This is a genomic window from Marinobacter daqiaonensis (genome assembly GCF_900115285.1).
GTDB classification, from domain to species: domain Bacteria; phylum Pseudomonadota; class Gammaproteobacteria; order Pseudomonadales; family Oleiphilaceae; genus Marinobacter; species Marinobacter daqiaonensis.
The window spans coordinates 213,682-228,151 of record NZ_FOYW01000003.1 but is presented as its reverse complement, the minus strand read 5'-3'; the positions used below and the strand labels follow the sequence as shown (position 1 = coordinate 228,151).

Here is a 14,470-nt window from a genome sequence, read left to right as displayed (position 1 = left end):
TTAATGCTCGGGTCGGCTCACCGCTGCCAACAGCAACGCTGCCCAGCCGACCATGAAACAGACACCGCCCAATGGGGTGATGGGGCCAACCCAGCGGATATCCGTCAGCACCAGGAGATAAAGACTGCCGCTGAACAGGAGCACGCCGGCCAGGAAAAACGCACCAGCCACTGCCAGCAAGCGATTGGCCAGACCGGCGGCCGCCAGCAGTGACACCAGCACCAGGGCAATGCCATGGTACATCTGGTAAGTGACGGCGGTCTGGAAAACTTCAAGTCCCCGGGCGCTGACCGCTCCCTGCAGACCATGGGCACCAAAGGCGCCGGCCATCACCGCAACAAGCGCGACCAGGGCGCCAGTGGCCAGAAAGCCACGGTGAACCTGGCGGTCAGCAATCACAGTGTATCTTCTCGTCGGTATCCAGGTTCATGACCGTCAGTTTGCCGCCCCAGACACACCCCGTATCCAGTCCGATATAGCGCTCGCTACCGGTGTCCCCTTCCAGGGCCGCCCAGTGGCCGAAAATAACTCTGACATCATCCGGCCGCTCATGGGAAAACCACGGAGCGTACCCATCCGGGGCATCATCGGCCGACTCCTTGGCGGTCAGTTCCAGGGTGCCGTCTTCGGCGATGAAACGCATGCGAGTGAAATAGTTGGTGATCATCCGCCAGCGCTCCATTCCCACAAGGTCATCCCGCCAGCAGGAAGGCTCGTTGCCGTACATCTGCCGGAAAAATGTAGCCACTTCGGGGCCTCGCAGCACCGCTTCCAGCTCCCGGGCCAGGCCCATGGCCTTGTCAACCTCCCAGATGTGGGGCAGGCCGGCATGGGCCATGGCAAAATTGCGCTGAGGGTCATGCACACAGATGTTCTGCTGGAGCAGCCAGGCCAGGAGATCCCGGTGATCAGGGGCCTCCAGAATGTCCCGGAGCGTGTCCTTCTTTTTCAGACCGTGGCCGCCGAGGGCCACCGCCAGCAGGTGCAGGTCATGGTTACCCAGTACCACCACAGCGGAGCTGCCCAGATTACGCACGTAGCGAAGGCTTTCCAGGGAGGAAGGCCCGCGGTTGATGATGTCTCCCGCCACCCAGAGACGATCCCTCGAAGGAGAGAAGTCCACCTTGTCCAGCACGTCCATCAGGCGCTCGTAGCAACCCTGGATATCGCCAATGGCGTAATCAGTCATGGTCAGCCTCGTTGCCAGAATAAGTTTCCGGCGGGTGATCCACCAGATAGTCGGCAATGGTTACGTAATCAGCAAGGGTCAGGTTCTCGGGCCGCAGGTTATCATTGATTCCCAGTGACCGGAGCGCATCCACGGAGATCAGGCTGCCCAGGGATTTGCGCAGGGTCTTGCGGCGGGCATTAAAGGCAGTGCGAACCACTCTTTGCAGGGTGGAGAGATCCCTTGCCGGATGGAGCAGGACCTTGTGGGGCACCAGCCTGACGATCGCCGAGTCCACTTTCGGGGCCGGCTTGAAGGCGCCGGGACCCACCTCGAACAGGGGCTGCACCTTGCAGAAATACTGGGCCATGATGCCGAGACGGCCATAGTTGTTATCGCCCGCGGTGGCTGCCAGACGCTGGACCACCTCCTTCTGCAGCATGAAATGCATGTCCTCCACTACGCCGGACTGTTCCAGCAGGTGGAAGATGAGCGGCGTGGAGATGTTATAGGGCAGATTGCCCACTATCCGCAAAGCACGCTCGGAAGCGAGTTGGCTGAAGTCGAACTTCAGGGCGTCCGCTTCGTGGATACGCAGTTCCGGATAGTTGAAGAACTTGGTGCGCAGCACAGGGATCAGATCCCGGTCGAGCTCCACCACCTGCAGCCGCGGATTGACGGCGAGAAGTTCTTCCGTCAGGGCACCCAGTCCCGGGCCAATCTCCACCATGGTGTCGTCCGGTTTCGGGTTGATGGAGCGAACGATCCGCTCGATCACACCGGGGTCGTGGAGAAAATTCTGCCCGAACCGCTTGCGGGCCTGGTGGCCTGGATGACGGCTCATGGCTTGCCTCCCGGGGGCTTCCGATGTTCACGCCGGTGCCGGGCCATCTGCTCCCCCACCCGGATGGCCGTGTGCAGGCTGCCGGCGTCGGCCTTGCCAGTGCCGGCAAGATCAAGCGCGGTGCCATGATCCACCGAGGTACGGACAATGGGCAGCCCCAGGGTGACATTCACAGCCCGGCCAAAGCCCTGGAACTTGAGGACCGGCAGACCCTGATCGTGATACATGGCCAGCACGGCGTCGGCGTCATCCAGCCAGTGGGGCGTGAACAGAGTGTCCGCCGGCAACGGTCCGGTAAGCCGGATGCCTTCGCTTCGCAGCCGCTCCAGGGTCGGCTCGATGATGTCGATCTCCTCCCGCCCCAGATGCCCGCCCTCGCCGGCATGGGGATTCAGGCCGGCCACCAGAATCCGGGGATGAGCCACTCCGAAGAAGGTCTTCAGGTCCTGGTCGAGTATACGGGTCACCTGGGTGATTCGTTCGGGGGTAATTGCCCCGGGTACATCCCTGAGAGGGAGATGGGTGGTCACCAGGGCCACCCTCAGTTCTTCAGTGGCCAGCATCATCACAACACGCTCCACACCGCAGAACTCCTGCAGAAACTCAGTGTGGCCACTGAAGGCAATGCCCGCCTCGTTGATCACGCCCTTGTGCACCGGAGCCGTCACCATGCCGTCGAACACACCATCAAGGCAGCCTTGAGCGGCGGCCGTGAGCGTGTCCAGCACGTACTGGCTGTTACCCGGGTCGGTCCTGCCGGCGCTGGTGGTGGCGACGCCCGATATATCCATTACGGCAAGGTGCCCCGCGTCACAGGTAACCGGCTGCCCGGGCTGCCAGGACTCCAGCTGCACCGAGAGACCCATATCGTTCTGCCGGGCCTGAAGCAGTGCCTGGCTGGCGACCACCACAATGCGCTGGCCCCGCTCTTCAAGGGCCAGCTGTAGGCAGAGTTCCGGACCGATACCCGCCGGCTCACCAGCGGTCAGGGCGAGGGTGACCGGGGAGGTCATGAATTCTTGATCTCCACGTAGGCTTCGTCTCGGATTTCCTGCAACCAGTTCTGCAGCTCTGTTTCGTACTTCCGGCGGTAAAGGGCCTGTTGCGCTTCCGACTCGCGCACCTGCTCGCTGATGTCCTGACGACGACGATCCTGCACCTCCAGGATGTGCCAGCCGAAACGGGAGCGGAAGGGGCGCGTGGTTTCTCCGACACCCGCATTCATCATGGCCTCTTCAAAGGCGGGCACCATCTGCCCCGGGCTGACCCACCCCAGGCTGCCGCCCTCGGAGGCTGATCCCGGATCATCGGAAAATTCCCGTGCCAGCTCCGCGAAGTCCGAGCCTTGCTGCAACCGCTGGTACAGCTCGTTGATGCGGTTTTCGGCCTTCGCGTCGGAGACCACGTCGGAGGGACGGATCAGGATATGCCGTACCCTGGCCTGCTGGACCACATTGCGGGTTTCGCCGCCACGACGATCCAGCACCTGGACGATGTGAAAGCCATTGCCACTCTTGAGCACTTCGGAGGGTTGACCAACCGGCAGCTCTGGCACAATGTCCGTCACCAGGGAGGGCAGCTCACTGCGGCTGCGCCAGCCCATGACACCACCTTCAAGGGCGTTGCTGCCATCCGACTCGGCTACCGCCGCAGACTGGAAGTCACGACCGTCAGCGATTTCCTCCTGCAGTCGCTCAGCCTTCTGCCGGGCGGCTTCCACTTCCGCCTGGTCGGAAAAATTATTCACAGAGATCAGGATATGGCCCAACAGGTACTCAGTGGTGGTCTCCGCCTCGGTGCCGGTCTGCTCAAGATAATTGGTGACTTCCCGTGGACTGACCCGGACCCGGCTGTCCACCCGGCGCTGCTGTACCCGACTGACCAGCATTTCGCGACGGATCTGCTCCCGGGCTTCCCGGTAGGTCACCCCTTCCGCCTCAAGCTGCTGCTCGAACTCCGCCAGGGTAAGGTTGTTACTCCGGGCAATACGGCTGATGGTCTCGTTGAGCTCGTTGTCGCTGATGCGCATGCCCATGTCCTCGGCCATTTGCAGCTGGATGCTTTCGGTAATCAACTGCTCGAGCACCCGCTCCTCAAGTACCTGCCGGGGCGGCAGGCCGGTACCCTGTCCCCGCAATCGCGCTGTTATGGTGCCGACCCGGGCATCCAGCTCGGACTGCAGGATCACGCCGTCGTTCACAATGGCAATAACCTGGTCCAGCAACTGGCGCTCTGCCTGTACCGCACCCGCGATCAGCATCAACATTGCCATCAACAGCGTCTTGAATCCCGCCAGGCGTCGGGTTGCCTGCATACTCACCTCGTTCATGTATCAAAAATCCGTGTCAGGGGCGTGAGCCGAAACGGCGGTGCTCACGCTCGTCATAACCGTAAAACGCGCTGGACAGGGTACTGCCGGTTCCGCCGGCGCCACCGAGACCCTTGAGCTGGATCTGGAACACAATGCGGTTGTCCAGCTCCTCGTCGTCCGTAAGGTAGCTCTGGCCCACGAGCTGGAAACTCCAGCAGCAGTCGTTGTATTCGATGCCGGCCAGTGTACCCACGGTGCGGTCAAGCTGCGAGTCATACACCCAGCGACCAATCAGACTTATCCGGTCTGAGACCGGAAAAATGGCGCCGATATCCATCTGCTCGAAAGAATCTCCGGCCCTGGCGCCACGACTGTAGGTGTGGCCCAGGCTCGCCAGGTAGCGGTAGCCCGGCGAATGATACACCAGCTGGCTGCGGCCCTCGTCGGTCCGGTTCTCCCGAGGGTCCCATAGCCCGGCCACACGCAAATCAAGGGCATCCAGCGGGCGCAGCACCACTTCGCCCGCCAGCGGCGATTCGCTGCGGGCACCGGACCCCAGGCCTTCCAGGGCCACCTCCCGGTCATCGTGATAATAAAGCTGCCCCAGACTGAGACGGGCCCGCTCAGCGCCAGAGCCGACGTCGTGAAAGCGGCTGGTCAGGGCGACAGCGGTCTGATTGGCGTCGGCCACCCTGTCGCCCCCCACAAACCGGTTGGGCTGGAACAGGTTGTCGAACCGGAACGACCGCAGGCCGGAGTCAAAATTTGGAATGTGCTCCTGGTCGGAGTCCGCATCCGCCCATACATGGTACAACCGTGGCTCCAGACTCTGATTATAGGCATTGCCGAAAAGCCGGGTCTGGCGGTCGAAGTAGAGGCCGCTGTCCCATTGCGCCACCGGCACGGTGCGGTCGAAATCGCCGTCACCCAGGGTGTAGTCGTCAAGGTCGTACCAGGTCTGGTCCACGCCGACCGAGGGCCGCATATACCCCCAGGCGGAACGCAGAGGCAGGGCGACTTCCGGCACGGCGCGTACCCGCTGGCCAACAGCTCGGTCCAGTCCGGTGAGGCCTTCGTTATCACGATCAAACCAGATGTACTGACTATCCAGAGCCATCTGGAAGGGTCCTGCGGGAATCCGCGCATCATACAGGATCGCCGGTAGCTGGTCGTAGGGTTTGTCATCCTCCGCCACGGTGTCCGTCAAGGTCTGATAGCCGGCGACGTAAGCCTCCAGATTCTGCCAGTGGTCCTGGTAGGCGATGCCGCCGCGACGTTCCAGGTGAGTGGCCCGGCCAATATCCAGGGTCTGATTGAGATCACCGAGATAGTCGTTGTCGGACACCACCGAATAATCAGCGTAGCCCTGCCAGCCACTGCCAAAATCGGCGCGGCTGTAGAAATCCAGGGCCCAGCGCTCGCCGGACTCGGCCGGATACTGATCCCGGAATTCCTCATCCTCGCCGATATAACCCAGTTGCAGCACCGACTCCCCGAACCGGCTCAGGTAGCGCCCTTCCGCCTCCGTGAACAGACCCCGGCCATGAATATACTGTGGCGTCAGAGTGGCATCGTAATGGGATGCCAGGTTCAGGTAGTAAGGCGCCGAAAGATAGACGCCACCGCCCGCGTTGGAGGTGCCGAAAGCGGGATAGAGAAACCCGGTCTTGCGGCGGTCGTCAATGGGAAAGGTGGCCCAGGGCCAGTAAAAGACCGGCACGCCCCTGACCTGAAGGCGCAGGTGGCGGGCGGTGCCAAAACCCTTTTCCTGGTCAAGCCGAATGTCAGAGGCCACCAGCGACCAGTCATTCTGGCCGGGAGCGCAGGTGGTCAGAAAGCCGCCCTCAATTCGCACCACGGCCGCCTCCGGGCGACTGACCCGGCTGGCCGCGCCGCGTATTTCCGCATCGTGGAGCAGGAAGCTGGCCCCGGTCAGTTCGAAATATCCGCTGTTGACGTTGTAGCTGGCCTCCTCCCCCGTGAGCAACAGACCCTGACTGCGGCTGGTCATCGGGCCCTTCAGCTCGATCACGCCACGGCGCTGATCATATCGGGCACTCTCACTGGTGAGCTCGGTGCCGCCCTGGGAGAGCCTGACATCCCCCTGCAGCTGCAACTCGGTATCGATTTCGTACCTTGCCGAGAGAGCGCTGGCCGTCACCGGTGCCGCCACGTCGGCGGCTGTTTGCGGATTCATATACCCCTGCCCCGCCTGCAGGTAGCCGCCGGCGCAATAGGCGGGCAAGCGATCACGGTCATCCGCAGGCAGCTCGGCCTTTGGGCGCCAGTCCATCTCCGCCGCTGTCTGCTGCGCCATCACCTGACCTGATATCAGGACCAGGCCGGCAGCCGCCAGCAGGCTGCCGGCGTAAACGAGGCCCGACACCGCTACCGGCGGCAGGCAATCTGACAGTGGCCTGGAGAGAGAGATCAATGGCACCGGGTCCGGCATCCTGTTGGTGGTCGGAATGACAACGTGAAGCCTCCGCGGGAAACTCCCTGAAAACGGGGCTAGTTTACACGGCTGGGCAGGGGTTGTTAACGCGCTTGTCCGCGGGTTCCATGACGGGCCAGGGCACGCAGGTTATACTCAGGCGTGACGAACGGAATGCGAATTCCGAACCACTTCACTGACAAATGGCAGAGGTTCCATGGACAAACGTCTGGAAAAACTCACCTACTGGGTTCACCAGCATCCCGGTCTTGAGCATGCCCATCTGTCGCCGGTGAGCGGCGATGCCAGCTTCCGCCGCTACTTCCGTGCCAGTCAGAAAGACAGCCACGGCAAGGAGACCACCGTCATCGCCATGGACGCTCCGCCGGAAAAAGAGGACTGTCGTCCGTTCGTGGCTATTGCACGCCACTGGCGCGAGAATGGTATCGCCGTTCCGGACATTCTCGCGGAGGATCTGGATCAGGGCTTCCTGCTGCTGGAGGACTTCGGCGACCAGCTGATGCTGGGGCGGATGAACGGTATTACTGCCGACGATCTCTACCACGGCGCCCTGGAAGAATTGCTCAAGATCCAGCAACTCCCGGAAAATCCGGACTACACCCTCCCCGCCTACGACGAGGCGCTTCTGGACCGGGAAATGAATCTCTTCCCCGAATGGCTGCTCGAAGGCCTGCTGCAGATGAAGCTGAGCACCGATGAGTGGAGCATGCTGGAAACCACCTTCGCTTTCCTGAAAGAGAGCGCTCTTGCCCAACCCACCGTCACCGTCCACCGGGACTACCATTCCCGCAACCTGCTGGTCCGTCCGGGCACCCGGGCACCGGGCATCGTCGACTTCCAGGACGCGGTCAGGGGCCCGGTCACCTATGACGTGGCCTCACTGCTCAAGGACTGCTACATCGAATGGCCTCCTGGCCGCCGCAATGGCTGGCTCGAGGATTTCCGTGTGATGAGCTTCGAAGCCGGGCTGCACAAGGCTGACAGTGACACGTTCCAGCAGTGGTTCGACCTGATGGGCATGCAGCGCCACCTCAAGGCTGCCGGCATCTTCGCGCGGCTTTCCCTGAGGGACGACAAGCACGGCTACCTGGCTGACATTCCGAGAACGGTCCACTACCTGGTGGAGGCGAGCGAACCCCTTCCGGCGCTCCGCAGCTTCCACGAATGGCTGCGGGATGAGGTCGTTCCTGAGATCCACCACAAGCTCGCCACCCGCTCCGAGGACGACGGTTACGTGCAGCGGCCGCCCGAGTGAAAGCCATGATCCTCGCCGCCGGCAAGGGGGAACGAATGCGCCCCCTCACGCTGACAACGCCAAAACCATTGCTGGAAGCCGGCGGCGCTCCGCTCATCGTGCATCATATCCGCAAGCTGCGGGCTGCCGGGCTGACCGAGCTGGTTATCAACCACGCCTGGCTTGGCGATCAGATAGAGTCGTACCTGGGGGATGGCGGTGACTATGGCGTCACCATTCAGTACTCCCGCGAGGATGCCCCCCTGGAAACCGCGGGCGGCATCATCCAGGCGCTACCACTGCTGACCGATGATGACAGCTGGTTCCTGGTGATCAATGGCGATATATGGCACGATCTCGACCTGACCCGACTCAGCCCTCCGACTCAGGGCAAGGCCCTGCTGGTCCTGACGGACAACCCGCCCCACCATCCCGGGGGCGACTTTGTCCTGCAACCGGACGGCAGGTTGGAGCACGGGGAGGGAGATCGCCTCACATTCACCGGCATCAGCCTGCTTCACGCCTCCCTGTTCGAGGGTCTGAACCCCGGACACCGTAAACTTGCGCCCCTGCTGAGGGAAGCAATGGCAGGCGGCGAGGTGGCGGGGCTTCACCACCGGGGCCAATGGCTGGACATCGGAACGCCGGAACGCCTTGACCAGCTCGACCAGTTACTCAGGAAGCAGAACGCGCTCTGACGCCAGGCCTCAGTATGATGAGTGGACGTGAACCACAGGCATTATCATCAGGTCTCCGGGACCGCCTCGACGAATTGCTTGCTGAATTCGACGGTCACCACCATCAGCCCAGCAAGCTCCTGGCGGAACATACCCTGTCCCGGGGAGGACGCCGCATTCTCTTTTTCTGCCTCGGTTACATCGCCAAGGCGGATGGTCGCGTCACCGAGAGCGATATCCGCTATGCGGAGAACCTGATGGTTGGACTGGAACTCTCAGGAAAGACACGTCGCCAGGCAATCCGGCATTTTCAGCAGGGCCGCGACTGCACCGACCTCCCGGGTATACGACTGGTACTCTGGCGCCTGCTGGGGCGAACCCACCTGCGAAAGCGCCTGCTGATTGGCCTGTGTCTCTTTCATGGGGCGCAGCTGCCGGGCCCACCCCGGAAACCCCGGCGGTATCGCTGCGAGGATGCCTTCTTCCGGCTCGAATTGCCCATGGCTGCCATTGACTATCTTTCCCGCTGGTACCGGGAGCATGTCTGGATCAGCGAACCACCGCCCAAACCCGAAACCCTGCAGGATGCCTACCGGATTCTGGGAGTCGACGCACGGACCAGTTTTGCCGAGATCAAGCGAGCGTACCGCCGCGAGGTCTCCCGCTACCACCCGGACAAGCTGGGCCAGGATCTGAGTCCGCCGGAACAGGTTCGGGCCAGGGATCAACTACTCCGCCTGCAACAGGCCTGGGATGTCATCAAGCGCCGGGACCGGCTGACCCGCTGAGAACACGCCGGGGGGCGTTATCGGGACGGCATCAGCCAGCCCACCAGACGGTTCACCACCGATCCCGCCCTCAACGCCCGGAGCTGGGGGTCCGTCGGGACAGGCAGGGCTGTGTAGTCTTGCCACTGCCTGCGGGAAAAGGCCGCCTTGCGATCCTGGATGCCGGATCCCCGCGAACTGTACAGATCAAGCAATGCCAGTCCGTCGACAGCGGACAGCCCCTCGAGAACTGTCTCTCCGGTCTGCCGGCCGAAGTCGGCCGCCACCCAGGCCGCCCTGCGCACCGAGGAGGGCGCCTGCGGAAGGTAGCCATGAACCGCTGCGGCGCCACGGCCGATTCCCACCAGCACGATTTCCTGATAACCGCGTTCGGCCAGCCATCCGGTAGCCGCCTCGAACACGGCATTCATGCTGTCGCGATGAGCTTGCAGGAGGTCGGCAACCGCCTGGCTGTTGACATCAATCATCACCGGCCCGTCAGACTGCGGCTGCCCGGCGGCCTTTTCGTCCTCCGAGCGGGCATGGTGATCCCGGGCCTGTTGCAGGGCCAGGGAGGGCGAATCCATGCCCAGCGTCATGGCAGCCCACCCGGCTTCCGTGAGCTTCTCGCGCATGGCTGCAAGCAAAGGCGCATTGGCGGAGTCGCCCTCATCACCGATGATAATGACCGCTCCATTGGCCTGCCCTGCTGACTCCCGCTCCACCAGGGCCAGGACCCGGGGGGAGTCCTCCGGCTCGAGCCAGACTGCGAGATGGGGATAACGCTGGGCCAGTGCCCCCTGCCCGGATCCGGACTGGATGAATACCCGCTCCAGCGGCGCCACTTGGGGCGTTTCGTCGTCTGCCACCGGCTCCCCGCCGTTCCCGGATGCCCCGTCCTGGGCCATTGGCATGCCACTGAAGAGCAGCGCCAGAAGAGCTGGCAGTGCCACGGCGCAACCACCTGAACAACGGCTTCGGATTTCGGATAGTGCCACGGACAATCCCCACTGGGAGCTGGTAGAATGCGAGGTTCTGGAGCGGGTCCAGAACGTGTCAGGAAATTTTATCACAAAGCCCCGGTCACGCTGTGCGCTCACCCAGGTGCTGCACATCCGACCGGAGTTCCTGTCACTGCGGGCCAGACATGCCTTCGCGATCCGCCGATGGATCGCGACAACCATGCAAACGAGAGCACGATGAAACAGCCTGAACTGATTGCACCTTCCATCCTCTCTGCCAATTTCGCCCGCCTGGGCGAGGAAGTGGACAGCGTCCTCGCCGCGGGTGCCGACATCGTTCATTTCGATGTCATGGACAACCATTATGTCCCGAACCTGACCATAGGCCCGATGGTCTGCGAGGCGCTACGCAAGCATGGCGTTACCGCCCCCATCGACGTGCACCTGATGGTCTCTCCGGTGGACGACCTGATCCGCATGTTTGTCGACGCCGGCGCCAGCTATATCACCTTTCACCCGGAGGCCAGCAACCATGTCGACCGCTCCCTGCAGCTGATCCGTGACGGTGGCTGCAAGGCGGGGCTGGTGTTCAACCCCGCCACGCCCCTGAGTCACCTGGACTACGTCATGGACAAGGTGGATATGATTCTGCTGATGTCGGTGAACCCCGGCTTTGGTGGTCAGAAATTCATTCCCGGTACTCTCGACAAGCTGCGCCAGGCCCGCAAGCGCATTGACGACAGCGGACGGGAAATCCGCCTGGAGATCGATGGCGGCGTGAAGGCGGACAACATCCGTGAGATTGCCGAAGCTGGCGCCGACACCTTTGTTGCCGGCTCCGCCATCTTCAATACCGATGACTACAAGGCCACCATCGACGCCATGCGCGCCGAGATCGCCAGGGCCGGATAAGGTACACCGACACCATGGAAGCGAGATTCACTTTTACGCACCAGTGGCCCGGGGTCGCGTTGTTCGATCTTGACGGCACCCTGGTGGACAGCGCTCCGGACGTGGCCGCTGCGGTCAACCACATGTTGGAAACCTTCGACCGCAAGCCGGTGGATGCGGAAAAGGTAAGCCACTGGGTGGGCAATGGTTCCGAGGAGCTGGTTCGCCGTGCCCTGACCGGGCGTGTCGACTGGCGGGCCGCAGAGCCCCTGGACGACGCTCTGGTCAATGACGCCCTGAACCACTACCTGAACTCCTATGAGGAGCTCAACGGCGCGCACTCCACTGTCTATGAAGGAGTGGAGCCCTTCCTGCGACACCTGCATGAACAGGGTTGCCGTATGGGAGTGGTCACCAACAAGCCCGAGCGCTTCATCAGCCCACTGCTGGAGCAGATGGGGCTGGAACACTGGTTCGACAGGGCGGTCGGCGGAGATACCCTGGCGGTCAGGAAGCCGGATGCGGGCCCCCTGCTGCTGGCCATGCACGCTCTTGGGGGCAATCTCGGGAATACCGTGATGATCGGCGATTCCGCCGCCGACGTGGAAGCCGCCCGAAACGCCGGCCTGCCGTCGGTGATTGTTCGCTACGGCTACAATTTCGGAGCGCCGGTGGACGACCTCGGCGCTGACGTGGTTGTTGATTCACTGACCGAGCTTTTGTAACCTCACAGGGACTTTTTACCGTGAACCTTTCTTTTCGGGAGATTCCTGCCGTGCAGGGACTGAATCTGACTGCATCAGGTGGTGTTCTCACCACCCGCGCCACACGATGGTGGCGATGGCGCACCGGCTGAGAAAGCCCTGCTGAGCGGTCATGCCCGCCAGCCACAATCGCCGCATCCGCGACTGACGGAACAGCGGAAAACGCAGATCAGAATTCAGGCAGGAACGCATCATGACACCCGATCAATTCGCCGCCACCGCCGCGGCCGGTTACAACCGCATTCCCGTTTACCGTGAGGTCCTGGCGGACCTGGACACCCCGCTAAGCACCTATCTCAAGTTGGCCAGCGGGCCCTACTCCTATCTGTTCGAATCGGTCCAGGGCGGCGAGAAGTGGGGCCGCTACTCCATCATCGGCCTGCCCAGCCGGGAAATCCTGAAGGTCCACGGCCAGTCCATCACCGTCACCCGTGATGGCGAGGTGGTGGAGGAGACCCGGCGGGATGACCCCCTTACCTTTGTGGAAGAGTACCAGGCCCGCTTCAACGCCCCGGACCTTGAGGACCTGCCCCGCTTCAACGGCGGCCTGGTGGGCTATTTCGGCTACGACACGGTGCGCTATATCGAGAAACGGCTGAGCGACACCTGCCCGCCGGACAGAATCGGCACCCCGGATATCCTGCTGATGGTGTCTGACGAAATCGTGGTGTTCGATAACCTGCGGGGAAAACTGCATCTTATCGTTCACGTCGACCCATCCGTCGAGGGCGCCTATAACCAGGCCCTGGGCCGCATCGACGAACTGGAGAATCGGCTGCACCGCCAGACCGCCGATGCACCTCGCACCCCGGCCCATCTCCGCGGCAAGACCGTGGACGAGAGCGAGTTCATCTCCGGCTTCAGCCAGGACCGGTTCGAGAAGGCTGTCGACCGCATCAAGGACTACGTGCTCGATGGTGACGTCATGCAGACGGTGATCTCACAGCGCATGTCCATCCCCTTCGAGGCGCCGCCCCTGAACCTCTACCGGTCACTGCGGGTGCTCAATCCATCACCCTATATGTATTTCCTGGACCTGGAGGACTTCCATATCGTCGGGTCCTCCCCGGAAATCCTGGCCAGGGTGGAAGACGGGGAAGTGACCGTCCGCCCCATCGCCGGCACCCGCAAACGCGGCGCCACCGACGCCGAGGACAAGGCACTGGAGAAGGAACTGCTGGGCGACCCCAAGGAAATCGCCGAGCACCTGATGCTGATCGACCTGGGGCGCAACGACGCCGGACGTGTCTCCGAAACCGGAACGGTAAAACTGACCGACAGGATGATCGTGGAGCGTTATTCCCACGTCATGCACATCGTGTCGAACGTTACCGGGCGCCTGAAAAAGAACACCTCCTGCCTGGATGTGCTCCGGGCGACCCTGCCCGCCGGCACCCTGAGCGGTGCACCGAAGATCCGTGCCATGGAAATCATCGACGAGCTGGAGCCGGTGAAGCGTGGTGTGTATGGCGGCGCCGTGGGCTACCTGTCGTTCAACGGCAACATGGACACCGCCATTGCCATTCGCACGGCGGTCATCAAGGACAAGACCCTGCATATCCAGGCCGGTGCCGGAATCGTGGCGGATTCGGTGCCTCGCCTTGAGTGGAAGGAAACCATGAACAAGGGCCGGGCCATCTTCCGGGCCGTTGCCATGACCTACAACGATTTCGACCACTGAGGCGGGGGATCCACCATGCTGTTAATGATCGATAACTACGACTCCTTCACCTACAACGTGGTCCAGTATCTGGCAGAGTTGGGTGCGGACGTTCAGGTATACCGGAACGATGAGATTACGGTAGCGGACATTGAGGCCCTGAAACCAGAGCGTCTGGTGATTTCACCGGGGCCCTGCACGCCCAATGAGGCGGGCATTTCCATGGCGGCCATTCGCCATTTCGCCGGCAAGCTGCCCATACTGGGCATCTGCCTGGGCCATCAGGCCATTGGCCAGGTCTACGGCGGCGATGTGATTCGTGCCGGGCAGGTAATGCATGGCAAGGTGTCGCCGGTCTTCCACTCCGATACGGGGGTGTTCCGGGGGCTGAGCAACCCGTTGCAGGCCACGCGGTATCATAGCCTGGTGGTGGACAAGCGGACCTTGCCGGAGTGCCTGGAGGTCACCTCCTGGACCCGCAATGAGGATGGCTCCATTGAGGAGATCATGGGGGTTCGGCACAAGACGCTGCCCATTGAGGGGGTGCAGTTTCATCCTGAGTCTATTATGACTGAGGAAGGACATGAGTTATTGAGGAACTTTTTGCGGGCCTGAAGGCTGGTTGCCAGTCGGATTGATCGGACGGGGAGCGGTATCATTTTCCCGGACACGCCCACGAGCACATCCATGTGGGGCTCGACGGCAGCCATCCCTGGCTGCCGACGGTCCGGGAAAAT

General features: G+C 62.3%; 15 protein-coding genes. 7 read left to right on the top strand and 8 right to left on the bottom strand.

Annotated features, from left to right (window positions below; all coding sequences use genetic code 11):
• The 6 genes from BM346_RS16150 to BM346_RS16125 are packed head-to-tail and all read right to left on the bottom strand — an operon-like array spanning position 1 to position 6,763.
• Positions 1–330 (bottom strand): DUF423 domain-containing protein, encoded by a 330-nt coding sequence (locus tag BM346_RS16150; protein WP_092016045.1) that lies wholly within the window; start codon positions 328–330, stop codon positions 1–3.
• Positions 331–388: 58 nt separating this feature from the next.
• Entirely contained in the window at positions 389–1,189 is an 801-nt protein-coding gene (locus BM346_RS16145; protein ID WP_092015611.1) for a symmetrical bis(5'-nucleosyl)-tetraphosphatase, read from the bottom strand.
• On the bottom strand, positions 1,182–2,012 hold the full coding sequence (gene rsmA / locus BM346_RS16140) for a 16S rRNA (adenine(1518)-N(6)/adenine(1519)-N(6))-dimethyltransferase RsmA (protein WP_092015607.1): 831 nt from the start codon (positions 2,010–2,012) through the stop codon (positions 1,182–1,184). Before rsmA ends, BM346_RS16145 begins: the two co-directional genes overlap by 8 nt.
• Complete coding sequence (pdxA, locus tag BM346_RS16135; protein ID WP_092015604.1) at positions 2,009–3,025, bottom strand: 4-hydroxythreonine-4-phosphate dehydrogenase PdxA; 1,017 nt, start codon at positions 3,023–3,025, stop codon at positions 2,009–2,011. Before pdxA ends, rsmA begins: the two co-directional genes overlap by 4 nt.
• Positions 3,022–4,341, bottom strand: coding sequence for a peptidylprolyl isomerase (locus BM346_RS16130; RefSeq protein WP_227662788.1), 1,320 nt, complete (start codon positions 4,339–4,341; stop codon positions 3,022–3,024). Before BM346_RS16130 ends, pdxA begins: the two co-directional genes overlap by 4 nt.
• 16 nt (positions 4,342–4,357) lie before the next feature.
• Complete coding sequence (locus tag BM346_RS16125; RefSeq protein WP_227662789.1) at positions 4,358–6,763, bottom strand: LPS-assembly protein LptD; 2,406 nt, start codon at positions 6,761–6,763, stop codon at positions 4,358–4,360.
• A gap of 211 nt (positions 6,764–6,974) precedes the next feature.
• On the opposite strand from BM346_RS16125, the gene BM346_RS16120 reads away from it, so the two are divergent.
• The 3 genes from BM346_RS16120 to BM346_RS16110 are packed head-to-tail and all read left to right on the top strand — an operon-like array spanning position 6,975 to position 9,477.
• A complete protein-coding gene (locus tag BM346_RS16120) occupies positions 6,975–8,033 on the top strand; it encodes an aminoglycoside phosphotransferase family protein (RefSeq protein ID WP_092015601.1) in 1,059 nt (352 codons plus the stop codon).
• Entirely contained in the window at positions 8,030–8,710 is a 681-nt protein-coding gene (gene murU / locus BM346_RS16115) for an N-acetylmuramate alpha-1-phosphate uridylyltransferase MurU (RefSeq protein WP_092015598.1), read from the top strand. Before BM346_RS16120 ends, murU begins: the two co-directional genes overlap by 4 nt.
• A gap of 14 nt (positions 8,711–8,724) precedes the next feature.
• On the top strand, positions 8,725–9,477 hold the full coding sequence (locus BM346_RS16110; RefSeq protein WP_092015595.1) for a DnaJ domain-containing protein: 753 nt from the start codon (positions 8,725–8,727) through the stop codon (positions 9,475–9,477).
• 17 nt (positions 9,478–9,494) lie between these two features.
• Here BM346_RS16110 and BM346_RS16105 read toward each other — a convergent pair whose 3' ends face one another.
• Positions 9,495–10,409, bottom strand: coding sequence for a DUF3530 family protein (locus tag BM346_RS16105; RefSeq protein WP_167812584.1), 915 nt, complete (start codon positions 10,407–10,409; stop codon positions 9,495–9,497).
• A gap of 246 nt (positions 10,410–10,655) precedes the next feature.
• Here BM346_RS16105 and rpe point away from each other — a divergent pair, with 246 nt between their 5' ends.
• A complete protein-coding gene (rpe, locus tag BM346_RS16100) occupies positions 10,656–11,330 on the top strand; it encodes a ribulose-phosphate 3-epimerase (protein ID WP_092015592.1) in 675 nt (224 codons plus the stop codon).
• Between the two features lie 14 nt (positions 11,331–11,344).
• Positions 11,345–12,034, top strand: coding sequence for a phosphoglycolate phosphatase (locus BM346_RS16095; protein ID WP_092015589.1), 690 nt, complete (start codon positions 11,345–11,347; stop codon positions 12,032–12,034).
• Positions 12,035–12,121: 87 nt separating this feature from the next.
• Here the strand turns inward: BM346_RS16095 and BM346_RS18120 are convergent, their stop codons facing one another.
• Complete coding sequence (locus BM346_RS18120) at positions 12,122–12,268, bottom strand: hypothetical protein (protein ID WP_167812585.1); 147 nt, start codon at positions 12,266–12,268, stop codon at positions 12,122–12,124.
• Here BM346_RS18120 and trpE point away from each other — a divergent pair.
• A complete protein-coding gene (trpE, locus tag BM346_RS16090) occupies positions 12,267–13,754 on the top strand; it encodes an anthranilate synthase component I (RefSeq protein WP_092015586.1) in 1,488 nt (495 codons plus the stop codon). The genes BM346_RS18120 and trpE overlap by 2 nt on opposite strands.
• A gap of 15 nt (positions 13,755–13,769) precedes the next feature.
• Entirely contained in the window at positions 13,770–14,348 is a 579-nt protein-coding gene (locus BM346_RS16085) for an aminodeoxychorismate/anthranilate synthase component II (protein ID WP_092015583.1), read from the top strand.
• The last annotated feature ends 122 nt before the right edge of the window (positions 14,349–14,470 follow it).

Coding starts and splice junctions, on each gene's coding strand:
- BM346_RS18120 (WP_167812585.1), bottom strand. CDS start 12,268: ATGATGCGTTCCTGCCTGAATTCTGATCTGCGTTTTCCGCTGTTCCGT.
- BM346_RS16110 (WP_092015595.1), top strand. CDS start 8,725: ATGATGAGTGGACGTGAACCACAGGCATTATCATCAGGTCTCCGGGAC.
- BM346_RS16085 (WP_092015583.1), top strand. CDS start 13,770: ATGCTGTTAATGATCGATAACTACGACTCCTTCACCTACAACGTGGTC.
- BM346_RS16145 (WP_092015611.1), bottom strand. CDS start 1,189: ATGACTGATTACGCCATTGGCGATATCCAGGGTTGCTACGAGCGCCTG.
- rpe (WP_092015592.1), top strand. CDS start 10,656: ATGAAACAGCCTGAACTGATTGCACCTTCCATCCTCTCTGCCAATTTC.
- BM346_RS16130 (WP_227662788.1), bottom strand. CDS start 4,341: ATGAACGAGGTGAGTATGCAGGCAACCCGACGCCTGGCGGGATTCAAG.
- trpE (WP_092015586.1), top strand. CDS start 12,267: ATGACACCCGATCAATTCGCCGCCACCGCCGCGGCCGGTTACAACCGC.
- BM346_RS16150 (WP_092016045.1), bottom strand. CDS start 330: ATGGCCGGCGCCTTTGGTGCCCATGGTCTGCAGGGAGCGGTCAGCGCC.
- pdxA (WP_092015604.1), bottom strand. CDS start 3,025: ATGACCTCCCCGGTCACCCTCGCCCTGACCGCTGGTGAGCCGGCGGGT.
- rsmA (WP_092015607.1), bottom strand. CDS start 2,012: ATGAGCCGTCATCCAGGCCACCAGGCCCGCAAGCGGTTCGGGCAGAAT.
- BM346_RS16095 (WP_092015589.1), top strand. CDS start 11,345: ATGGAAGCGAGATTCACTTTTACGCACCAGTGGCCCGGGGTCGCGTTG.
- BM346_RS16120 (WP_092015601.1), top strand. CDS start 6,975: ATGGACAAACGTCTGGAAAAACTCACCTACTGGGTTCACCAGCATCCC.